The 21,467-nt window shown below is 36.3% G+C and carries 21 protein-coding genes; 18 read left to right on the forward strand and 3 right to left on the reverse strand.

What is annotated here, in order from left to right:
• The 14 genes from FDF36_RS08360 to FDF36_RS08425 all read left to right on the forward strand — a co-directional run bounded on the left by FDF36_RS08360 (position 1) and on the right by FDF36_RS08425 (position 13,643).
• On the forward strand, positions 1 to 723 hold the full coding sequence (locus FDF36_RS08360; RefSeq protein ID WP_220389927.1) for an acylneuraminate cytidylyltransferase family protein: 723 nt from the start codon (positions 1 to 3) through the stop codon (positions 721 to 723).
• Positions 720 to 1,637, forward strand: a complete 918-nt coding sequence (locus tag FDF36_RS08365; RefSeq protein WP_220389928.1) for a Gfo/Idh/MocA family protein — start codon at positions 720 to 722, stop codon at positions 1,635 to 1,637. Before FDF36_RS08360 ends, FDF36_RS08365 begins: the two co-directional genes overlap by 4 nt.
• A complete protein-coding gene (locus FDF36_RS08370; protein WP_005798400.1) occupies positions 1,634 to 2,371 on the forward strand; it encodes an SDR family oxidoreductase in 738 nt (245 codons plus the stop codon). Before FDF36_RS08365 ends, FDF36_RS08370 begins: the two co-directional genes overlap by 4 nt.
• 46 nt (positions 2,372 to 2,417) lie before the next feature.
• Positions 2,418 to 3,515, forward strand: a complete 1,098-nt coding sequence (locus FDF36_RS08375; RefSeq protein ID WP_220391022.1) for an N-acetyl sugar amidotransferase — start codon at positions 2,418 to 2,420, stop codon at positions 3,513 to 3,515.
• An 11-nt stretch (positions 3,516 to 3,526) separates the two neighbouring features.
• Positions 3,527 to 4,519 (forward strand): alpha-2,8-polysialyltransferase family protein, encoded by a 993-nt coding sequence (locus FDF36_RS08380; protein WP_220391023.1) that lies wholly within the window; start codon positions 3,527 to 3,529, stop codon positions 4,517 to 4,519.
• Between the two features lie 55 nt (positions 4,520 to 4,574).
• Positions 4,575 to 6,002, forward strand: coding sequence for a lipopolysaccharide biosynthesis protein (locus FDF36_RS08385; RefSeq protein WP_220391024.1), 1,428 nt, complete (start codon positions 4,575 to 4,577; stop codon positions 6,000 to 6,002).
• The gene (locus FDF36_RS08390) at positions 5,999 to 6,562 is read left to right on the forward strand and encodes an acyltransferase (RefSeq protein ID WP_229128121.1); all 564 of its coding nucleotides are present in this window, start codon (positions 5,999 to 6,001) and stop codon (positions 6,560 to 6,562) included. Before FDF36_RS08385 ends, FDF36_RS08390 begins: the two co-directional genes overlap by 4 nt.
• A gap of 60 nt (positions 6,563 to 6,622) precedes the next feature.
• Positions 6,623 to 7,408 (forward strand): glycosyltransferase family 2 protein, encoded by a 786-nt coding sequence (locus tag FDF36_RS08395; RefSeq protein WP_220391025.1) that lies wholly within the window; start codon positions 6,623 to 6,625, stop codon positions 7,406 to 7,408.
• The gene (locus FDF36_RS08400) at positions 7,398 to 8,426 is read left to right on the forward strand and encodes a glycosyltransferase family 2 protein (RefSeq protein WP_220391026.1); all 1,029 of its coding nucleotides are present in this window, start codon (positions 7,398 to 7,400) and stop codon (positions 8,424 to 8,426) included. Before FDF36_RS08395 ends, FDF36_RS08400 begins: the two co-directional genes overlap by 11 nt.
• A 13-nt stretch (positions 8,427 to 8,439) precedes the next feature.
• Positions 8,440 to 9,501, forward strand: a complete 1,062-nt coding sequence (locus FDF36_RS08405; RefSeq protein ID WP_220391027.1) for an EpsG family protein — start codon at positions 8,440 to 8,442, stop codon at positions 9,499 to 9,501.
• Positions 9,502 to 9,503: 2 nt separating this feature from the next.
• The gene (locus FDF36_RS08410) at positions 9,504 to 10,571 is read left to right on the forward strand and encodes a glycosyltransferase family 4 protein (protein WP_005798389.1); all 1,068 of its coding nucleotides are present in this window, start codon (positions 9,504 to 9,506) and stop codon (positions 10,569 to 10,571) included.
• The gene (locus tag FDF36_RS08415) at positions 10,549 to 11,670 is read left to right on the forward strand and encodes a glycosyltransferase (RefSeq protein WP_220391028.1); all 1,122 of its coding nucleotides are present in this window, start codon (positions 10,549 to 10,551) and stop codon (positions 11,668 to 11,670) included. Before FDF36_RS08410 ends, FDF36_RS08415 begins: the two co-directional genes overlap by 23 nt.
• A 1-nt stretch (position 11,671) precedes the next feature.
• On the forward strand, positions 11,672 to 12,568 hold the full coding sequence (locus tag FDF36_RS08420; protein ID WP_220391029.1) for an NAD-dependent epimerase/dehydratase family protein: 897 nt from the start codon (positions 11,672 to 11,674) through the stop codon (positions 12,566 to 12,568).
• 118 nt (positions 12,569 to 12,686) lie between these two features.
• Entirely contained in the window at positions 12,687 to 13,643 is a 957-nt protein-coding gene (locus tag FDF36_RS08425; RefSeq protein ID WP_220391030.1) for an MraY family glycosyltransferase, read from the forward strand.
• Between the two features lie 100 nt (positions 13,644 to 13,743).
• Here FDF36_RS08425 and FDF36_RS08430 read toward each other — a convergent pair whose 3' ends face one another.
• Genes FDF36_RS08430 through FDF36_RS08440 form a run of 3 tightly spaced genes read right to left on the reverse strand, consistent with a single transcriptional unit; the run spans position 13,744 to position 17,996 of the window.
• Positions 13,744 to 15,258, reverse strand: coding sequence for a PepSY-associated TM helix domain-containing protein (locus FDF36_RS08430; RefSeq protein WP_220391031.1), 1,515 nt, complete (start codon positions 15,256 to 15,258; stop codon positions 13,744 to 13,746).
• A gap of 13 nt (positions 15,259 to 15,271) precedes the next feature.
• On the reverse strand, positions 15,272 to 15,916 hold the full coding sequence (locus tag FDF36_RS08435) for an HmuY family protein (RefSeq protein WP_220391032.1): 645 nt from the start codon (positions 15,914 to 15,916) through the stop codon (positions 15,272 to 15,274).
• Between the two features lie 16 nt (positions 15,917 to 15,932).
• Positions 15,933 to 17,996 (reverse strand): TonB-dependent receptor plug domain-containing protein, encoded by a 2,064-nt coding sequence (locus FDF36_RS08440; protein WP_220391033.1) that lies wholly within the window; start codon positions 17,994 to 17,996, stop codon positions 15,933 to 15,935.
• Between the two features lie 247 nt (positions 17,997 to 18,243).
• Here FDF36_RS08440 and hpt point away from each other — a divergent pair, with 247 nt between their 5' ends.
• The 4 genes from hpt to pgeF all read left to right on the forward strand — a co-directional run bounded on the left by hpt (position 18,244) and on the right by pgeF (position 21,464).
• Positions 18,244 to 18,780 carry a hypoxanthine phosphoribosyltransferase gene (gene hpt, locus FDF36_RS08445; RefSeq protein WP_005785529.1) on the forward strand — a complete coding sequence of 179 codons (537 nt, stop codon included), beginning with the start codon at positions 18,244 to 18,246 and terminating at the stop codon, positions 18,778 to 18,780.
• 55 nt (positions 18,781 to 18,835) lie between these two features.
• The gene (locus FDF36_RS08450; protein ID WP_005785533.1) at positions 18,836 to 19,405 is read left to right on the forward strand and encodes an adenylate kinase; all 570 of its coding nucleotides are present in this window, start codon (positions 18,836 to 18,838) and stop codon (positions 19,403 to 19,405) included.
• A gap of 89 nt (positions 19,406 to 19,494) precedes the next feature.
• Positions 19,495 to 20,655: a GTPase ObgE gene (obgE, locus tag FDF36_RS08455; RefSeq protein ID WP_005785536.1), complete on the forward strand. Its 1,161-nt coding sequence runs from the start codon at positions 19,495 to 19,497 to the stop codon at positions 20,653 to 20,655.
• The gene (gene pgeF, locus FDF36_RS08460) at positions 20,652 to 21,464 is read left to right on the forward strand and encodes a peptidoglycan editing factor PgeF (RefSeq protein ID WP_220391034.1); all 813 of its coding nucleotides are present in this window, start codon (positions 20,652 to 20,654) and stop codon (positions 21,462 to 21,464) included. Before obgE ends, pgeF begins: the two co-directional genes overlap by 4 nt.
• Positions 21,465 to 21,467 lie beyond the last annotated feature (3 nt).

Consider the following 21,467-nt stretch of genomic DNA (forward strand, 5'->3'; position numbering starts at 1 on the left):
ATGAAAATTTTGATCACTATATGCGCTCGTGGCGGTTCTAAGGGAATTCCCGGTAAGAATATTAAGCCGTTGAACGGGCAGCCTTTAATAGGATATTCGATTGCCGTGGCAAAAGAGTTTCAGTCAGTATTTGAAGGTACTGACATTATGCTTTCTACCGATTCGGAAGAAATTATTCGAGTGGCTGGAGTATACGGGCTTAAATCAGATTATAAACGTCCGGAATATTTGGCTAATGATACGGTTGGTAAGATTGATGCTATAAAAGATCTTGTTTTATATTCGGAGAGTAAACAAGGGCAAATATATGATTATATTTTAGATTTGGATGTGACTTCTCCATTAAGGAATTTACAAGATTTAAAGATTGCTTTTGATATTCTCCGTTCTGATGAAAATGCAATAAACTTATTTTCAGTAAGTGAGGCCGGCAGAAGTCCTTATTTCAATATGGTAGAACAAAAAGAAAATGGATATTATGCCCAAGTGAAAATGCCTGATAATAATGTTTTTACCAGACAATCTGCTCCTCAGGTTTACGACTTGAATGCTTCTTTTTATTTCTATAAAAGATCTTTTTTTGACATGGGTTATAAAGGGGCGATCACAGACCGTTCTTTGGTTTATAAGGTACCCCACATTTGTTTTGACTTGGACCATCCGATCGATTTTGAGATAATTTCTTATTTAATGTCGAATAATAAACTGGATTTCTTATTATGAATGTTTTGATTGTCGGATTAGGTTCAATTGCCCGGAAACATATCGCTGCTTTGAGGAGTCTTGATCCTGAAGTGCGAATTTATGCTTTACGCTCAACCAGGTTTTCTAATTCTGTCGATGGAGTAACAGACTTGTTTTCCATGAAAGAGGTAGAAGAATATTCTTTTGATTTTGCAATTATTTCTAATCCAACGTCAGAACATCAGAAGACAATTCAACAAATGGGAGTATTAAATATTCCGCTTTTTATCGAGAAACCTCTTTCTCATCAACTGGACGTCAAGGAAACAGTTGCAGAGATTGAACGAAAAAACATTCTAACTTATGTCGCATGTAACCTTCGTTTTTTGGATGCTCTTCTTTTTACTAAGCAATATATTGCCGGATCCGGCTTACGAATCAATGAGATCAATGTTTATTGTGGCTCTTATTTGCCTTCCTGGAGGGGGGAAGGGGTTGATTATACAATGAATTATAGTGCTATTCCTGAACTTGGTGGTGGCGTCCATATAGACTTGATACACGAAATCGATTATATTTATTGGTTGTGTGGTACTCCATCATGCACTCAAAGAATATTTTCCAGTTCTTCTTCCTTGGGAATAAAATCGTATGATTATGCCAATTACTGTCTGTGCTATGATGATTATCATGTGAGTATTATTCTTAATTATTATCGTCGTGATGCCCGGCGTTCTTTAGAGATCGTTTGTGAGGGTGAGACGATTTATGTTGACTTGTTGGAGAATTGTGTGTCTATAGACGGGGAAATAGCTTTTCGCTCCAGCCAAAGAATAGCGGATACTTATCAACTCCAACTTGCTTATTTTTTGGATTGCTTACGTGTGGGAAAACCTACATTCAATACAATAACAGATGCATATAATGTACTTCAAATTTGTTTGGAATCATGATATTAAAAGATAAAATAATATTAGTAACGGGAGGCAGTGGCCTTATCGGACGTGAAATAGTCTCGGACATCCGTCGTCAAGGTGGAATTGCAATAAACGCAGATATCAATGTCGATACTTGCCTTGAAAAAGGTACCTATCATTTGGATATCTCAGATGATTTATCAATTCACAGCCTGGTATCTATGGTCAAAGAAACGTTTGGCCGGATAGACGGACTGGTAAATAGTGCGTATCCGCGTACTCCAGACTGGGGAGCTTTTTTCGAAAATATTGCTCCCGCTTCCTGGAGGAAGAATGTAGATCTGCAAATGAATAGTTGTTTTGTCATTTGCCAGTCTGTATTGTCGGTTATGTCCGGGCAAGGATATGGTTCTATTGTCAATATCGCCTCTATTTATGGAGTTGTGGGTAATGATTTTACTCTTTATGAAGAATATGGGGGAACTTCGCCGGCCGCTTACTGCGCCATAAAAGGAGGTATCATTAATTTTTCCCGCTATTTGGCTTCTTATTATGGTAAGAATAATATTCGGATTAATTGTGTTTCTCCCGGTGGCATTTTTGATCATCAACCTCCCTCTTTTGTTGAGCGTTACTGTGCTAAGGTGCCAATGCGTCGAATGGGTACTCCTGCGGACATTGCTCCAGCTGTTTCGTTTATGCTTTCAGATGGTGCCCGATATGTAACGGGACAGAATTTAATAGTTGATGGTGGCTGGACGGCCATTTAGTAGAGTCTTATCTTGTAAAAAATAAAAATAAGTAAATTATTTGATTATGAAATATTGTACAAAATGTGTGATGCCGGATACGAGGCCGGGTATTACTTTTAATGAAGAAGGCGTGTGTTCAGCTTGCCAGTCTTACGAAAATCGTAAGAAAGTGAATTATAAAGTTCGTTTTGAGGAGTTTAAGGCTCTTTGCGATAAGTATCGTGGTATGAATGGACCTAATGGCTATGATTGTATGGTTGCTGTAAGTGGGGGAAAAGATAGCCATTTTCAAGTTTATATGATGAAAGAAGTGCTTCATATGAACCCGTTGCTTGTTTCTGTGGAGGATAATCTTCCGATGACTAAGGCCGGCATTCATAACTTAAAAAATATTTCAGAAGCTTTCGGGTGTGATATTATAAGTATGAAACCCAATATCCGCGCTCAAAAGATAATAATGAAGAAAACTTTTGAACGATATGGTAAGCCCACTTATTTTATAGATAGATATATCTATACTTATCCTTTGCACATGGCATTGAAATTTAATACTCCTTTATTAGTTTACGGAGAGAATGTCAGCTATGAATATGGTGGTAATGGTGCTGTGGAAACTTATTCCGCCAAGGATCAGATATCTAATGGAGTAGGAGCCGGTATACCTACTGGAGATTTATTAGGTGATGGCGTTACTCTGAAAGATTTAAATTTTTTCGAACCTCCTGCGCTTGAAGATATCAATAGTCTTGACCCGATCTATATGAGTTATTTTGTGGAGTGGAATAGTTTTAAGAATTATGAAATAGCTAAGCGATACGGTTTTCATGACTTAACTCACGAATGGAATAGAACGCATCATGTGGAGCAGATGGACCAAGTGGACAGTCGTGCTTATTTGGTACATTCCTGGATGAAGTATCCTAAATTCGGTCATGCCTCTGCTACGGATTATGCTGCCCGTATGGTACGTTATGGTATGATAACAAGAGACGAAGCTTTTAAATTGGTAAAGGAACATGATCATGCACTGGATCCTCTTTGTGTGAGAGATTTTTGTGAATTCCTGGGGTATACGGAAAAGGAATTTTGGGATATTGTAGATAGAATGTATAATAAAGAGTTATTTTATCAAGATTCTTTGTTTCAATGGAAGTTGAGGTGATAGGTTGATTTATGAGTGACAGAAATCTTATTATTATTTGTCAAGCTCCTGCAGATGTTCAATACGTTGTGAATATGTATAATGATAATTCTGCTCGTTGTAATAGTATTTTTGTAATTAACGTATTCAATGTATTTCTTTTCTTGAAATCATTAGATTTAGATGTTGAGATATATTATATCCCATATAAGCTACATTCATTTAAAAACTTAGTTGATATAATGAAGGAAAGAAAGAGGCTTAACAGCCTTTGGGGCCAGTATAAAATTTATTTTTCTAACTCCGATATATATTTCTTTTCTAGATTTGAGGACTGGATTACAGGATATTTCTTGAATAGAATAAGTGTGAATTGTAGTAATACTATTTATTATTACAACCATTATGATAATCCTGACTTATATACTAAACAGAAAGTCTCTGTTGCAAATCGAATTCGTCTTTTATTTTTAAAGTTTATAACAGGAGTTACGTTTAAAGGGGAAATAGCAGAAATGTTTCCAGAATATTCTCTTCCTAAGAATAATTGCCAGTGTATAATTGCTAATATCAACAATAAGGTTAGTGATAAATTTTGTTATAAATTGACTGGGCGGAAGAATTGTTTGCTGTTTTTATCTGGAGCTGGTGAAAAATTGTATATATATACTTCGTATATAAAAGTTGTAGTAGATGTTATTGATAAACTTTACTTGATGGGTTACGATGTTTATCTGAAACCTCATCCTAGAGTGGGTTTGCATAAGGAGTTGAGAGGAGTAAAAGTAAATATAATCCCGGAATATATTCCAAGTGAATTTATTGATACAAAACACATTACTTTGTGTTTAGGGTTTGATTCAACTGCGTTAGTTGGATTTGCAAAGAATAATATTCAGACTTTTTCATTACTTCCTATGTTGAATATTATTTCAAAAGAGCAATATGCGATAATGGAAAAATATTTGTTAAGAATGTCTGGCGATAAAATCTGTTTTGCTGTTAATCTAGATTTTATAAAATAGTTCTTTTGAGGTTTGTTATTCTTTTAGTGTAAGAAAATAGTTTAGTATTTGTATAATGTCTAAGTTGATAAAAAATACCATTGTGTATTCCTTGTCAAATATTGCAACAGCATTTATTGGCTTTGTTGTATTTCCTATAATTTCAAATAAAATAGGTGTTTCTGAATTGGGAATTTACAATCTGATGCAAACTTTATCCTCTGTGTTAATCATTGTAATAGGACTTTCGCTAGAGAAATCGCTATACATATTGTATTATGATAGTGTTGTCATTGAAGATAAGGGGAAATTTGCTGGTACATTATTGTTATCTATGTTAGTATTTGGATTCTTTATAATACTATTATGTGTTTTGTGTCGAAATATTATAATTGGCTTTCTTAATATAAATATTATTTCTATTTGCGTTGTATTGACCATTATATATACTTATTTGCAAAATATATTCCTGTTTTTTCAGACACTAAATCAAATAAATCAGAACGCTTTGAGGTATGTAATTTTTTCGTTGATTTTAATGTTAATAGTCAATGTGTCTAATATTATCTCAATATTTTATTTTGATCCAAGTGTTAATTCTCTTATATATTCAACTTTTATAGCTTATATAATTATAACACCTTTGGCAATTGTTTACGGGAAAAAATATATCGTGCTTAAGTTTGATAAACGCTACTTATTACATGCGTTAAAATGCAGTATGCCTATGTTATTTTCTGTGCTGTTTGTATGGATGTTCAGTATGTCTGATAGGCTATTTATTTCCAGATATACGTCATCTACTGCAGTGGGGCTATATGCTATAGGAGCTAAATTCGCTTCTATTATTACATTGTTTTCTGCAGCGTTGTTTCAAGCATATCAACCAGTGTTTTTTGAAATCTCAAATACAATGGAAATGGAGGCTTCTAAATCGAAGCTAAAAAAAATAAATAATATATTGTGCTTATTGATAAGCTTTGCATTCTTGTTGGTAGTCTTATATGGAAAGCATGTTTTAAATTACTTCTTCTCTGAAATTTACTATGATTCATTTCTGTATATTTATGTGCTTTCTATTGCTGCTTGGATTATTCAGATATCAGGTTTGTATAATCTGATGATCTACCAAAGGAAGAAGACTGTAGGTATATCAATGTGTGGGGTTATGGCAGGCGTTATTAGTGTGTGTCTGAATGTAATTTTGTTACCTATTTTTGGGGCTAAATTTGCCGCAATAAATAATTTAATAGTGTCTTTTTGTATCATTGTTTTTGTGTTCTTTTTGGCTAAAAGAGCCTTTTATATTCCTTTACCTATGAAAAGTCTGTTGTTGGTGTTTGTTGTTTGTTTGATAAGCGGGGGGATTGATATGTCGTCTGTATCTGTTTGTTGTCAGTTGGTCATTAAGACATTATTGCTGATGTTATTTCTCTATATCGTTTATTGTTATAAGTTTTTTTCTTTTGAGTTTAATGTGATATTTCAAATATTTAAAAAATGATGTTTTTAGTTCGTGCAGTTCTTTTCCTTAAAATAGATCTATTATATAGGAAAATTAAAACAATACTGGATTTAGCTTTGTGGGAAAGAACGAAAAAAAAGTTGAATATGTCTGTTAATTATGTGCAGCAAGGACATAATTATCCCTTAATTGTTGCAAGTAATGGAATTTTTAATTTTAGTATAGACAGAACTAGTCATCTGAAGTCAGATACATTTATAGAATGTTCTGGTGGGGTTTTTATTGGCAAATATTTTCATACAGGACGCAATTTGACTATTTTTTCTTCTAATCATAATTATAATAGGCCATCATCACTTCCATATGATAGTCTTGATATTCATAAACCAGTGGTAATTAAAGATTTTGTTTGGTGTGGGGCAAATGTCACAATACTTCCTGGGGTTTGTATTGAAGAAGGTGTGGTTATTGGTGCAGGTTCGGTTGTAACTAGAAATATTCCTAAATATGCTGTTATTGGAGGAAATCCAGCCTCTGTAATAAAATATAGAGATCAGGATGCTTTTGAGAAACTTAAAAAAGAAAATAAATTTAATTGACTTGTTGACTAATGTAATTTGCTGGTTTTAATTCAGTCGATTCAAAATAATATGTGAAAGATGATCAAGGTATCTGTGATAACAGTGTGTTATAATGCTGAAAAAACTATTGAGAGGACTGTTGAAAGTGTAATTTCTCAATCATATCCCAATTTTGAATATGTAATTGTTGATGGAGGAAGTAGAGATTCAACATTGGATATCATTGAAAAATACTCTCTTAATATTTCTAGTTTGATTTCTGAACCAGATAATGGGATTTATGACGCGATGAATAAAGGGGTTCAAATATCCACTGGTATGTATGTAATATTTATGAATAGCGGAGATATTTTTGTAGATAGCAATGTATTGCTTAATTTATTTTCAAATATTCATGATTTTCCTGATGTTATATATGGAAATACTGTATTGCTTTATTCTTATGGTAAATTTTTGGTTAAAGCAAAATCTTTAAGTGAGCTTAATAGGCATATGATTTTCTGTCATCAATCTAGTTTAGTAAAAAGGGAAATTATTGCAAATCATCCGTTTGATTCTCATTTTAAAATAGCAGCGGATTATGGGCTATTCTATAATTTATATGCTCAAGGTAAAATATTTGTTTATGTTGATCTTCCGATATCTGTATATGAGGCAGAAGATGGCTTGTCTTCTTCTACTCCTTTCTTATTGTATAAAGAATATTCTTTGATAAATGGCTGCTCTTATCTGGTGGATAAAGTGTATTTGGCTTTTTGTGTTTTTATTGATTTTATGTTAAAAATGATATTGTCTAAAAAGAAGTATTATGAGCTGATGATAGTTAGGAAAAAAAGAAAAAATGTGATGCCGTATGAGTTGTAATATGATTTGTAAACCATTGATTTCTATTATAGTTCCAGTTTATAATGTAGAGAAGTATATAGAACGATGTATTAATAGTATATTAAGTCAATCTTATGATAATTATGAATTAATTTTGATTGATGATGGCTCATCCGATTCTAGCTTAAATATTTGCAAATCATTTGTGTCAGATAATGTTGTGGTGATTTCTCAATCTAATGAGGGGGTGTCAAGTGCTAGGAATCGCGGAATTGATATTGCGAAAGGTGATTTTATATCATTTATTGATGGTGACGATTGGGTTGAAGAGGATTATATTGCTTCTTTTTTTAGTGATGATTACCTTGATTTAAATATGTTATATATTCAAGGTATAAAACGTGAATATACTAATTGTACGAAATTGACAGATGTATTTCCTGATAGTATTGTAGATGAGAAAAATTATTCATATTTTATTCCTAAATATAAATTATTTCATAGCGGATATCCAGTGGCTAAATTATTTAATTTGTCTATAATAAGGGAGTATAATTTACGTTTTGAGATAGGGTTACAAACTCATGAGGATCACTTATTCGTTTTGAAATATCATGAATATGTAAAAGGGATATGTTTGAAGAAGGGGTGTGGTTATCATTATATGATAAATCAAGCTGTCAATACATTGTCTAAAAAACGGCACGATCCTCAAATGCTTTTCAAAGCTTCGGATTTATTTTTTAAAGAGTATAAAGTGTTGTTGAAGAAGTTTGTGCTATTGGATGATGGTTATATTGACTTGTTGTACACTGACTATGGATTGACACAACGGATTAAGGCACTACTTAATATGTATATGTTTCAATATGATCGTTCGGTGAGATTAACTTTGTTAGTTCGCGAATTTCGTTTGCATAGAAAAGTTTATCTAAATCATTATTGTTCAGCTAAGAAAATCCGGAATTTGATTTTGTTTATTTTATTGTATCTTCCTTTGTCTGGCGTCGATGTACTTTTTTATTGTTGTAATAAAATGTTGAATCTAAAAAAATAACCATTTAAATATTTTGTTTTATTATTTTCTTCCTTGGTGTGCGTTTGTCGCTGCCGTTATTTCATATTCTAAGTATCCTAAATACCGTAACCTATATTATTGTGGTCTTTTTTTTCTATTTTTTCTTATAATTTATGTTGCGGGGTTTAGATATCAAGTTGGAGCTGATTGGTATTCATATTTAGATATATTCTTAGGATATAAAGAAGCTGAGGAGGTCTCAACAGGTTTTATATCAAATGTTTTGAAATTCTTATCATGTGGGTATCAAGTTTTTGTGTTTGTATATTTTTTGTTGTCTTTTGTATTGAAGCTATGGCTCTTTAATCGTTTGTCCTCTTCTTTTGCAATCTCTCTCTTGATATATTTGGGGTTTTGGTTTTTAGTGTATGACTTGAATGGAATACGGCAGGGTATGTCTTTGTCATTTACAGGAATTGCTTTTTATTTTGCATATAGGAGACGTTTAAGGTATTATTTATTGTTTGTATTAGCAGCTATATCTTTTCATGCTTCTGCTATATGTTTTTTACCTTTTTATTGGATGGTAAAATTGAAAGTATCTTATTTTTACCAAGTTGTTGTTTTATGCTTGGTCGTATGTTTAGCTTATTTCCATATATCAGAGTGGTTATTACTGCTATTAGGGGAAATAATAGGAGAGTCTTATTTAACAAATAAAGCATTATCTTATGCACTTTCTGATGCTTTTGGTACTAATATAATCTTTTCTTTCACAACCGTACATCGTATATTAATTTTCTTTTTAACATTATTTGTGTTGAAAAAAATAGATATTGATAATAACTTGAAACAGGCCTTGAATATGACTGCATTTATAAATATTATTATTTATTTTTTGTTTTGTCAATACGAAATAATTGCTACACGATTATCATTGCCATTTAGATTTACTGAATGTATCTTGTTTTCGTTTATTCCATTTGTTTTTAAATCACATTCTCGGATATTCGCTATTTTATTGATCTTAATTTATGTTGAATGGCAGGTGTATCAGACCTTGTCTATCCCTAACGGGGGATTGTTGCCGTATAAAAATATTTTTATTATTTAGAAATGAAAATTGCAATCGATTGTCGTATGCTCACCAAAAGTGGAATAGGAGTCTATTTGGAAAATATATTAGAATATTTGCTAGATAGTAGTAGGTATTCCTTTTTGCTTATAGGTGAAAAAAAACATTTATCAAAATATGAAAACCGTAATAACTGTGAATATCTATATACTAATACTGGAATATTTACTATAAGTGAACTTCTTTTCATGAATACTAAGCGTATTAACGAATGTACGATTTATTATTCTCCTAATTTTAATTTTCCGATGGGATTAAAGATACCAATTTTATTATCTATTCATGATTTAGTTTTCTTAGAAGTACCAAGATTTACATCACCGTTGGGTAGGTATATTAGATTATTATATGTTAAAAGAGCTGTAAAACAGGCTGATGTGATATTTACTGTATCTAATTTTTCAAAAGAACGAATAATTTCACTTTTAGCTGCTAAACAAAAAATATATGTAACATATAACGGAATAAATCGTGCTTTGTTAAACTATGATAGCACATGTGTAAAACCTCGGTTTAATTTTGATTATTTTCTTTATGTTGGTAATATAAAACCCCATAAAGGATTGTCTATGTTATTAGATGCATACTCTTTGGTAAGGAGATCTGGTGATCTTAGAAAGTTGGTAATTGTCGGTGATTATAAGTCTTTTAAAACAAGAGATAAGGTTGTTCTTCGTAGGATATCTAACAATCCTGATATTATATTTACTGGCAGAGTTACTAACGAAGAATTATATACTATTATGAGGGGGGCATCAATGCTAATTCAGCCTTCATTATATGAGGGGTTTGGTATTCCTCCATTAGAGTCATTGTTTTTAGGTACACCAGTCGTTTTATCCAATATTCCTGTTTTTAAAGAGTTATACGCTAATTTGGATGTCTGCTTTTATGATTTGGAATCAACGCATCAGTTAGCCGAATATATGTTGAATGGAGTGGAAAAGAAATCTTCTAATTTTATTCTACCTGTTCAGTTTGATTATAGATATGCTGCAAATGTTATATTAAAAATAATAAATAGTTATGAGAGTTTTACAACTCGGTAAGTTTTATCCTTTCTCAGGAGGAATTGAAAGGGTTATGTACGACCTTGCTGATGGTTTATCGGAACGAAATATTCGTTGTGACATACTATGTGCTAGTGTTGTCGGAAAAGGTAATTTAGATATTACTGTTAATGATAAGTTTAGTATTTATGCTGCTAATAGTTATGTAAAGATAATGAGTACTATTATTTCTCCTTCAATGATTTTTGAATTGAAAAGGATAATGCATAATTATGATATAATTCATATACATCATCCTGATCCCATGGCTGCATTAGCTCTATTTTTATCAGGATTCACTGGTCCTGTTATTTTGCATTGGCATAGTGACATTATTAAACAGAAAAAGATGTTGCTTTTTTATTCAATTCTTCAAAATTGGTTGTTAAAACGTAGTAAATTAGTTGTTACTACATCTCCTTTATACTTGGATGGATCTCCTTTTCTACATGATTTTAAAGAGAAATGTGTTTCTGTGCCCATTGGTGTTGATAAGAAAGTTGATGCCGAAGACGGGAGTGATATTCATTTAATTAAAAAAAAATATTCTGGGAGAAAGATAATATATTCTTTGGGAAGATTAATATATTATAAGGGCTATGAATATCTGATTGACGCTGCTTCTTATTTAGATGATAATTATATTATATTGATTGGAGGAGGGGGGCCAATGTATACTTTGTTACAAGAACAGATTAAAGATAAAGGACTTGAAGAAAAAGTTAAATTGCTAGGGAGGGTAGCTGATGAAATGATGTCTAAATATTACCAAGCTTGTGACCTTTTTTGTATGAGTTCTATTGAAAGAACAGAAGCTTTTGGAATAGCACAAATTGAAGCTATGAGTTTTGGTAAACCTATAGTAGCAACTAAAATACCAGGCTCTGGTGTAGCATGGGTAAATGAAGATGGTGTGACAGGAATAAACGTCGAATGTCGTGATTCTAAAGGATTGGCTATGGCTTTTAAGCAGATATTATCTGATGATGCCTTGTATCATAAACTTTCTTTGGGGGCATTGGTGAGATATCAAACTTTGTTCACTAAAAAAAATATGATTGATAATATTTTGACAATTTACGAAAAAATGTTACGGTAAAGTGGAGTTGTTGTTAACTGGTGCTTCCGGATTTTTGGGCCGTAATATTTGTCCTATATTGAAAGACAAATATGCTATAAAGACTGTAGGACTAACTCCTTTAAATTATTATGTGGCGAATTTGGCAACAGAAATACCTAAGTTTAGTGAAAAAATCGATATCGTTTTTCATGCTGCAGGCAAAGCTCATTCAATGCCTAAAACAGAGATGGAGAAACAACTTTTTTTTGATGTGAACCTTCAAGGTACTAAGAATTTGTGTACTGCTTTAGAGCGAAGTGGAATTCCTAAAGCGTTTATCTTCATTAGTACCGTTGCTGTTTATGGTTGTGATTCGGGTGAGAATATTACGGAAGAGCATTCTTTGAATGGAACAACTCCTTATGCTCTGAGTAAAATCAAGGCAGAAAAATATCTGGAAGGATGGTGTGCTATGCACAATGTAAAATTGAGTATACTGCGTCCTTCTTTAATTGTCGGTCCTAATCCTCCTGGTAATTTGGGCGCAATGATTTGTGGCATTAAGAGTGGCAAGTATTTGAGTATTGCCGGTGGAAAAGCCCAAAAGAGTGTTTTGATGGTGCAGGATATTGCTAATTTGATTCCTCTATTAATAGAAAAAGGAGGAACATATAATGTTTGTGATAGTTATCAACCCAGTTTTCGTGAATTGGAGTTGATGGTTTGCCGGCAGCTAAATAAAAAAAGACCTTTGTCTATCCCTTATTGGCTTGCTAAAACTATGGCTATTGTTGGTGATTATCTGGGGGAAAGAGCTCCGATAAACTCTCTGAAGCTTCGCAAGATCACAAATTCTTTGACTTTTAGTAATGAAAAAGCAATGCGTGAACTTGGATGGAAGCCTATGAATGTTCTGAAAAATTTTCGGATAGAATAAGGAGGTGCTCTAAATGGAAATTTTTCTTTGGATTATAGGAATCCTAATAGGGAGTCTTTTTTTTACCTTTTTAGGACTTCAATTCTTGTTTTATTTCATTAAAAAGAACGAATAACTTATGTACTATCTAATAATCTTAGTTCTGCTATTCTTAGTAGAACTTTTTTATTTCCGTATTGCGGATAAGTGTAACATTATCGATAAGCCTAACGAACGTAGTTCACATACCCGGATTACACTGCGTGGTGGAGGGATCATCTTTTATTTTGGGGCGTTGGCTTATTTTCTCACAAACCACTTTGAATATCCATGGTTTATGCTGGCTTTGAGTCTGATAACCTTTATCAGTTTTATAGATGACATCCGTTCTACTTCGCAAGGACTTCGTCTGGTCTTTCATTTTACTGCAATGGCCTTGATGTTTTATCAATGGGGGCTGTTTAGCTTGCCTTGGTGGACGATCCTTGTTGCCCTAATCATTTGTACTGGGATTATTAATGCTTACAACTTTATGGATGGCATTAATGGCATAACAGGCGGATATTCATTGATCATTCTGATAGCATTGGCCTACATAAATAGGATATATGTCCCATTTGTTGAACCGGACCTTATTTATACTATGCTTTGCGCAGTATTGGTCTTTAATTTTTTTAATTTCCGCAAGCAAGCGAGATGTTTTGCCGGTGATGTCGGTTCGGTCTGTATAGCTTTTGTAATCCTGTTCCTGATCGGAAGTTTAATGATCAAAACAGAGAATTTTGGCTGGCTTATATTGCTTGCTGTATATGGAGTAGATAGTGTGTTGACGATCGTTCATCGATTGATGCTTCACGAAAATATTGGTTTGCCTCACCGGAAACATTTATATCAGATAATGGCTAATGAACTGGGAATACCGCACGTAGTAGTATCGTTGGTGTATATGATTGCGCAAATTATAATTATCATCGGATATTTATATTGCCAAAATTATGGTTATTGGTATTTATTGGGCTGTATCCTCTTGCTGAGTGGAATATATATTGTGTTTATGCACAAATATTTTCACTTGCATCTTTTATCTAAAAGATAATTATTGTATCTATAATAATTTTAGTTATGACCGTTATTAATTCCTTCTAAAAACTATAACTAGCTTTTGGGGGTTCTATAAGCAAAAAAATAAGGATGCATTAATGCATCCTTATTTTTTTGCTTCGTTTATGGTGTCTTTTATATACGATATATCCCGAAATAAGGATTAACGTTAGCAGAAGGCCGGAAATAAAAACGAATAGATCTGAAAAAACACCTAAGAATGGGGAATAACAACGACCGACATGAAGTTCCAAACAGAAATTCCATAACGACATGGGTTGCTGTTTTATAAGGTCCGGCATTGCCGGTAATACTAAATTGTTCTCTTTATTGCGTGCTCCGTTGTCGTATTCGAAGATTACTTCACGGGTAACTAAATCGTCAGTGAATCCGTTGACGAGACTGCCGCCGAGTGGTCGTCCGTGAACGGCTGCAGGAGGTTGTCCCGTATAATAATCGAGGACGGTGCCGGTGGAAGGATTCCAGACAAAGAGGCCACTGAAAGATCCGATCAGCCATTCGTCCGGACTTTGGAGATGAAATACATTTACTCCCATAGGGCTTACCGGTGGAGTTTGTTTTAACTTAACCGGTGGAAGTTGTAAATCGTTTATCCGGTAGAATCCCATTGACGAAGATAACAGCCAGACATTCCGGGATGCGTCCCAACGAATACTGCGAAGCTTGTCGTGCCAGGGATTATCCGAATCGAGTGTACTCCCGGGGACAGGCCGGGTATTGACCAGAACAAAAGGTATCATTAATGGAGGTCGCAGACACATGCCTGTGACAGATAGCAATAGGGTCAGTCCGATCAACCATGTACCCAATTTATTGTGCCAGTTCAGTGAAGTTTTCAGAGCCTTTGCCTGTGTCTTGACAGGAAGTCTTTTTCTGTGTCTCCGGCGAATGAATGGGGGAAGAAGGGTGTATATGATTCCTGTAGCACTGAGAACGATTAATACTACTCCCAGAAAATCGACTGCCAGTTTGCCGGGGGTACCGAATAACTCTCCGCTATGCAGCAGCCAGATGGTCCGGAACAAAGAGGTCTTGGGTGAATAGTTTTCCGGTGTTTTCAATTCTGTTTTCCGGAATTCGTCATAAGGAGAAACACCCGTATAAAGATAAGAACGTGTCAATATGACTAAGGTATCCCCACGTTGAGTGATATCTGAGATTCGTTCGTCATTGCCGGCTATCGGATATTCTTTCCAACTGTCATGGTTCAGGAGATAGATAGAATATAATCCGGCACACCAGATATCGTTATTGGCTACACGGACGATATTACTTATTTTACGATTGTCGATTCCTTCGGCCAGACCCCGGTTGAAATCGGCAAATGTAGCAATGCAGGAGTCTGTTTTCCAGACTCCTGCATTACCATATGCCAGAATTTTCCCATCGGGTAGGCGTAGTGTTCCCTTTATGATTCCATTATTCCAATTTTTGTAGTGATAGCTTTCCGGCATCCAGTTTCTGCTGACTTCAGCTTTTGAAAAGAGTGTACGATGATTGAGTACAATACCGGAAAAGCAGAACATCAGGATAAAAAAGCTAAAGAATAAACCTACCCATTTATGGTATTTCTTCCAGAAATTTTTCATTAGAGATTTTTGCTTAGTTTAAATTTGTACTGCCATCCGGCTGAATGGCATATTCAAATGAATAAATACCGCTTTTGCCTTCGTCATCATAAAAACTCTTGGCTTTCAACTTGGCATATTTCCCACTGGCTGTGCGAACGATAAATACGTAATCGCTTGGGGTGTAAGTGGGAGGAGGGCCGGCAAAAGTGATTGCTTTACAGAGAACCTCATTAGCGGTGGACTCCATGGTAGGAGGAGGGAAACCTGTGCCGGGAGCAGTGATGGTATAGGCTGCGTCGACAGTAAATGTTCCCTGCGGAACTGTCGTACAGGCTGCCATATCTTTAATGTTAGTGAGTAATGCTCCACCTTTTCCTTTGCCGGATGCACCGCTGTTGGTACGCACATTGTAACGATTGAATGCGATGTCCCAGTCTGTATTTTCGGCATGGGATTCTTCACTGACGCTTACTTCTTTTCCTTTTTCAAGTGAATAATAGATCCAGTCGTTTCCGTATGCTGTTTTCCGACTCAGGCTTACTTGTTTTACCGGCAACGTGTTTTCTCCTTGTGAAGGGGCGTCGGGACTATTGTTGTCTGAGCAAGCGGTGGTGATAAACGCTGAAAGTACGCCAAATAATAGAATGGCGAATCTGAATTTGTTTTTGTTGTTCATTATTGTTTTAGTTTAATTAAAGTGTATAATTACATGCGATAAAATAGTTTCTTCCCGGTGAAGTGGAAGTATTGAAAGTCACTCGATCTGAAGTATAATCGAACAAATTGGTTATTCCTGCTGTGATTCTCAGATTCTGCATGATATATTGAGATACTGTCAGATCCCAAAGACAATAAGGGTTTACTTTAGCCTGATAGTAGGCTTCTACCTTCTTTCCGTCTATTTCCAGTTCATCCAACACATCGAATTTCTTTTTCCCCATAATATTGCCGGACAGGTTGACAACGGTGGCATAGCGTGGGATGCGTGTGTTATATTCAGCACGAATATTACCGGAATGTGGACTGGAAGAGCTCAACCGGACTCCATCCGCATCTTTGCTTGTGTACAGATAATTGTATGCTCCATGCACATTGATATGTCTGTTTATTTGTATTTTGCACATGGTCTCTACTCCTGCCAGGCGACTTTTTCCTATATTGACATAATGGAGTTCCGTTTGGTCATTGCTCCACATTCCTTCTATTTTGTTTCGGAACCAGTTGCTATAAACGTTGGTATTGATATTGATCCAACTGTTCACATATTCTCCCGAAAGAGAGATATAATTGTTGGTTTCGGGTTTCAGTTTACTGTTGCCATATATCCAGAACATGCCCAGATGGTCCCAGTTCATGTACAACTCTTTAATGCTGGGTGAACGGTAGCCGCGTGCATAGTTAAAGCGGACAGTGAATGGAAAGATCTTATACATCACGGAAGCTTTGGGAGTGAGGTTGGTACCGTATTTCTCGTGATAGTCGCAGCGGAGTCCCGCTATTACGGAGAATTGTTTGTTGATGCTCCAGTCATCCTGGAGGAAAGCGGTGGCATACCATTGGCTTTTGTTTTCTTTCACACCGGTTTCAAATTTATCACTGAATAATGATTCTCTGTAATATTCCAATCCTCCCGTAATGGTCTGTTTATCGAGCGCCGTAGTGCTATATACGATACGGGGCTGGATAATATTGTTTTTATATTCGAGACGACGACCGCTCTTCAGTTCGTATTTATCATATCGGTTGTAGTGATCGGTATGAACAGAGGCTACCAAAGAGGATTTGTCGGAAATCGTGTAATCTATGCTTCCGCCATAGGTATAGTCCTCTGATTTCTCGAATATATTATCTGCTTGAAAATCATATTTGTTCAGCATATAATAGCTTCCCTTTAACTGGACTTTGAGCCGTTTGCTGAAACGATAGTCCATTTTATGGGCTACTTGTACGTCTTCGTATCCCGATATACTGGTCGGGGTTTTACTGAGTTCTTCGGTAATTGTGGTGTTATAGGCCGGAAAATATTTCACGAGAGGTTTTTTATCGAATAATTGGTATCCATCGAAACTTTTGTAAAGTACGTCGGTGTTCATGGTGAACTTGCCCAGGTTCAATCCAAGAGACAGATTGGTGTTCAGATTGGGTTTATCCAGATGAATCCGATATTTGTATTGCGAATGATCTTTGGGAGTATCTTTATAGTTTTGCTGGTTTCTTCCTGCATAGCGTATGCCTGCGGAAGCCTCGAATTTCTTTTTGGCTTTACGGGTAATGATGTTGATAACTCCGCCCATCGCTTGAGAACCATAGAGGGCCGAAGAAGCTCCTTTGACTATTTCGATATGGTCGATATTATAAAGATTGATTCGCGAATAGTCGATGTTGCCACCGTTTTCGCCTGCTATACGTTCGCCATCTATCAGGAAAAGGATGTGTTTGGAACCTAATCCCTGTATATCGATGCTGGTTCCATAGCCAACCTCCTGAAAGTTAAGTCCGGGAACCTCTTGAGTCAGAAGGTCCTGAATGTTACCGGTTCCTCTTTCTTCTATTTGCTTAGAGGTGATTATCTGAGTGATGACCGGTGTGTTCTTAATCTTCTTTTCTGTTCGGGTTGCCGTAACCACAATTTGTTCAAGATTGAAAGGATCATCGGTCATATAAGAGACTGTGTCCTGTTCTTGCCGTACATTCTGTGCTGCTAAAGGAAGTGTACCTATAAGAGTAAGTAGTAATGCTAATTTTGTTTTCATCATAATCTTTGTTTTTGAGACAGCAAAGATAGAGGGTCCTTAAAGAGTGTGAAATACCTAAAAATAGGTAAAAGACGGATGCCGGTTGGTACTAATTTCATTGAAATTATTAGTTCAACTTCCGAATGGCTTTTCACACCTTGCATATCGGAGGGATTCTGTGACTTCTCTTAAAGAATTTGCAGGAGATGATGTAAGGAGTGGAATAAAAATCGTATTTTTGCAACCAACTTTTTTAAAATAACCGGTTATGGATACCATTCAGATAAAAGATAAACTATTCACTGTTTCTATCAGGGAACAAGAGATTCAGAAAGAAGTGATTCGCGTGGCGAACGAAATTAATCGTGATTTGGCGGGTAAGAACCCGTTGTTCCTCAGTGTGTTGAATGGCTCGTTTATGTTTACTGCCGACTTGCTGAAACACATTACGATCCCTTGCGAGATCTCTTTTGTAAAGTTAGCTTCTTATCAGGGAGTATCATCTACCGGTTCCATTAAAGAAGTGATCGGTATTAATGAAGACATAGCGGGACGTACGATCGTTATTGTAGAAGATATTGTGGATACGGGACTGACTATGCAGCGTCTGCTGGAAACATTGGGAACACGCGGACCAAAAGAAATTCATATTGCTTCGTTGCTGGTGAAACCGGATAAACTGAAGGTGGACTTGAATATTGAATATGTGGCAATGAATATTCCCAATGATTTCATTGTAGGATATGGTCTCGATTATGATGGTTTCGGCCGTAACTATCCGGATATTTATACAGTTGTAGACTAACATAAAATAATAGGTATACCAGTAATGGTAAAATGTAGAATTATAAATTAACAAGATGCTGAACATTGTAATTTTCGGTGCTCCCGGTTCAGGAAAGGGAACACAAAGCGAACGTATTGTTGAGAAATACGGAATTAATCACATTTCAACAGGAGATGTGTTGCGTGCAGAAATTAAAAACGGCACAGAACTGGGTAAAACAGCTAAAGGCTACATTGATCAGGGACAGTTGATTCCGGATGAATTGATGGTAGACATTCTGGCAAGTGTGTTTGATAGTTTCAAAGATAGCAAAGGGGTTATTTTTGACGGCTTCCCAAGAACTATTCCGCAAGCTGAGGCGTTGAAAGTGATGTTGAAAGAACGCGGACAGGATATCTCTGTGATGCTGGATCTGGATGTTCCGGAAGAAGAACTGATGACTCGTCTGATTAAACGTGGTAAGGAATCGGGCCGTGCAGATGACAATGAAGAGACCATCAAAAAACGTTTGGTTGTATATAATACACAGACTTCACCGTTGAAAGAATATTATAAAGGCGAAGGCAAATACCAGCATATCAATGGTCTTGGAACCATGGAAGGTATCTTCGAAGATATTTGTAAAGCGGTAGATACATTATAATTATAAAATATGTGTGCTGATATGCTCCATGAGCTATTTATAGCCAATGGACATATTGGCACATGATTACATCGAAAAAATAATTGGTTATGGCTGAATCGAATTTTGTTGATTACGTAAAGATATACTGCCGCTCGGGTAAAGGCGGAAGAGGCTCTACGCACATGAGGCGAGAAAAATATACTCCTAACGGTGGACCTGATGGAGGAGATGGCGGAAGAGGAGGCCATGTTATCCTGCGTGGTAACCGGAATTACTGGACATTGCTTCACTTGAGATATGATCGTCATGCAATGGCTGGTCATGGGGAGTCGGGCAGTAAGAACCGTAGTTTTGGTAAAGACGGAGCGGATAAGATTATTGAAGTTCCCTGTGGTACGGTGGTTTACAATGCCGAAACAGGTGAATATGTATGTGATGTAACAGAACACGGACAAGAGGTCATTCTCTTAAAAGGCGGACGTGGCGGATTGGGAAACTGGCACTTCAAGACGGCTACCCGTCAGGCTCCCCGTTTTGCCCAGCCGGGCGAACCGATGCAGGAGATGACCGTAATCCTTGAATTGAAGTTGCTGGCTGATGTAGGTCTGGTAGGCTTCCCCAATGCAGGTAAGTCTACCTTGTTATCTGCTATTTCTGCTGCAAAACCAAAGATTGCCGATTATCCGTTTACAACATTGGAGCCTAACCTGGGTATTGTATCTTATCGTGACGGACAGTCGTTTGTGATGGCTGATATTCCGGGAATTATCGAAGGTGCCAGTGAAGGTAAGGGATTGGGATTGCGTTTCTTGCGTCACATTGAGCGCAACTCTTTGTTACTTTTCATGATACCGGCGGATAGCGATGATATCCGTAAAGATTATGAAGTGCTGCTAAACGAACTGAAAACATTTAATCCTGAAATGCTGGATAAACAACGGGTACTTGCCATCACTAAGAGTGATATGCTGGATCAGGAGCTGATGGATGAAATAGAACCGACATTGCCGGAGGGAATTCCTCATGTATTCATTTCATCTGTATCCGGTTTGGGCATCTCGGTGCTAAAGGACATTTTATGGACGGAGTTGAATAAGGAAAGCAATAAAATAGAAGCTATTGTGCATCGTCCGAAGGATGTCAGCCGATTGCAGCAGGAACTCAAAGATATGGGTGAGGATGAAGAACTCGACTATGAATATGAGGATGATGGTGATGAGGACGATTTGGATTACGAATACGAAGAAGAGGATTGGGAAGATAAATGATTTCACTCACTGACGATAGAAAAATGTTGGGGTATGGGCTGTTGGGCGCATACCCCAACATTTCTCATTTTGTAACGACCCGTCACGGCGGTTATAGTGAGGGGGCGTATGCTTCTTTTAATTGTTCGCCTTTTTCGGGAGATGAACTTGAAAGGGTAGAGAAGAATCAGACGTTGTTGTTTCAATCACTATCACAAGCCCCTAAGCATTTGATTATTCCTTTTCAGACACACGGAACGAAAATACTTCCGGTCGATGAAAAATTTCTTGGAGCTTCTGGGCAGCAGCAACAGGAAATGCTAAACGGGATCGATGCGTTGATTACCGCTGAGCCGGGATGCTGCATTTGTATTTCCACGGCAGATTGTATCCCGGTATTGTTGTACGATAGAGTACATCATGCTGTAGCGGCTGTGCATGCCGGATGGAGGGGGACAGTGGAGTATATTGTTGGACATACGCTTGAGAAGATGCGAGCTGTTTTTGGGACGAAAGGACAAGAGGTAATCGCATGTATCGGTCCGGGTATCTCTCTGCAATCATTCGAGGTGGGGGATGAAGTTTATGAAGCTTTTCGTTTGAATGGTTTTGATATGTCGCGTATCTCTTTCCGACATTCGGTTACACATAAGTACCATATTGACTTATGGGAAGCCAACCGGCAGCAGCTTTTAAATTTTGGAGTACCGGGAGCGCAAATTGAAATAGCGGATATTTGTACATACATCCGGTATGAGGATTTCTTTTCAGCGCGAAGATTGGGCATAAAGTCCGGACGTATTTTGTCGGGCATTATGATAAATAGCTGATAG

The organism is Bacteroides fragilis, assembly GCF_019583405.1.
Taxonomy (GTDB): domain Bacteria; phylum Bacteroidota; class Bacteroidia; order Bacteroidales; family Bacteroidaceae; genus Bacteroides; species Bacteroides fragilis_B.

What these genes read in the sequence shown, in the direction of transcription:
- FDF36_RS08360 (WP_220389927.1), top strand. Translation starts at nt 1, where the DNA reads ATGAAAATTTTGATCACTATATGCGCTCGTGGCGGTTCTAAGGGAATT.
- FDF36_RS08365 (WP_220389928.1), top strand. Translation starts at nt 720, where the DNA reads ATGAATGTTTTGATTGTCGGATTAGGTTCAATTGCCCGGAAACATATC.
- FDF36_RS08370 (WP_005798400.1), top strand. Translation starts at nt 1,634, where the DNA reads ATGATATTAAAAGATAAAATAATATTAGTAACGGGAGGCAGTGGCCTT.
- FDF36_RS08375 (WP_220391022.1), top strand. Translation starts at nt 2,418, where the DNA reads ATGAAATATTGTACAAAATGTGTGATGCCGGATACGAGGCCGGGTATT.
- FDF36_RS08380 (WP_220391023.1), top strand. Translation starts at nt 3,527, where the DNA reads ATGAGTGACAGAAATCTTATTATTATTTGTCAAGCTCCTGCAGATGTT.
- FDF36_RS08385 (WP_220391024.1), top strand. Translation starts at nt 4,575, where the DNA reads ATGTCTAAGTTGATAAAAAATACCATTGTGTATTCCTTGTCAAATATT.
- FDF36_RS08390 (WP_229128121.1), top strand. Translation starts at nt 5,999, where the DNA reads ATGATGTTTTTAGTTCGTGCAGTTCTTTTCCTTAAAATAGATCTATTA.
- FDF36_RS08395 (WP_220391025.1), top strand. Translation starts at nt 6,623, where the DNA reads ATGATCAAGGTATCTGTGATAACAGTGTGTTATAATGCTGAAAAAACT.
- FDF36_RS08400 (WP_220391026.1), top strand. Translation starts at nt 7,398, where the DNA reads ATGAGTTGTAATATGATTTGTAAACCATTGATTTCTATTATAGTTCCA.
- FDF36_RS08410 (WP_005798389.1), top strand. Translation starts at nt 9,504, where the DNA reads ATGAAAATTGCAATCGATTGTCGTATGCTCACCAAAAGTGGAATAGGA.
- FDF36_RS08415 (WP_220391028.1), top strand. Translation starts at nt 10,549, where the DNA reads ATGAGAGTTTTACAACTCGGTAAGTTTTATCCTTTCTCAGGAGGAATT.
- FDF36_RS08425 (WP_220391030.1), top strand. Translation starts at nt 12,687, where the DNA reads ATGTACTATCTAATAATCTTAGTTCTGCTATTCTTAGTAGAACTTTTT.
- FDF36_RS08430 (WP_220391031.1), bottom strand. Translation starts at nt 15,258, where the DNA reads ATGAAAAATTTCTGGAAGAAATACCATAAATGGGTAGGTTTATTCTTT.
- FDF36_RS08435 (WP_220391032.1), bottom strand. Translation starts at nt 15,916, where the DNA reads ATGAACAACAAAAACAAATTCAGATTCGCCATTCTATTATTTGGCGTA.
- FDF36_RS08440 (WP_220391033.1), bottom strand. Translation starts at nt 17,996, where the DNA reads ATGATGAAAACAAAATTAGCATTACTACTTACTCTTATAGGTACACTT.
- hpt (WP_005785529.1), top strand. Translation starts at nt 18,244, where the DNA reads ATGGATACCATTCAGATAAAAGATAAACTATTCACTGTTTCTATCAGG.
- FDF36_RS08450 (WP_005785533.1), top strand. Translation starts at nt 18,836, where the DNA reads ATGCTGAACATTGTAATTTTCGGTGCTCCCGGTTCAGGAAAGGGAACA.
- obgE (WP_005785536.1), top strand. Translation starts at nt 19,495, where the DNA reads ATGGCTGAATCGAATTTTGTTGATTACGTAAAGATATACTGCCGCTCG.
- pgeF (WP_220391034.1), top strand. Translation starts at nt 20,652, where the DNA reads ATGATTTCACTCACTGACGATAGAAAAATGTTGGGGTATGGGCTGTTG.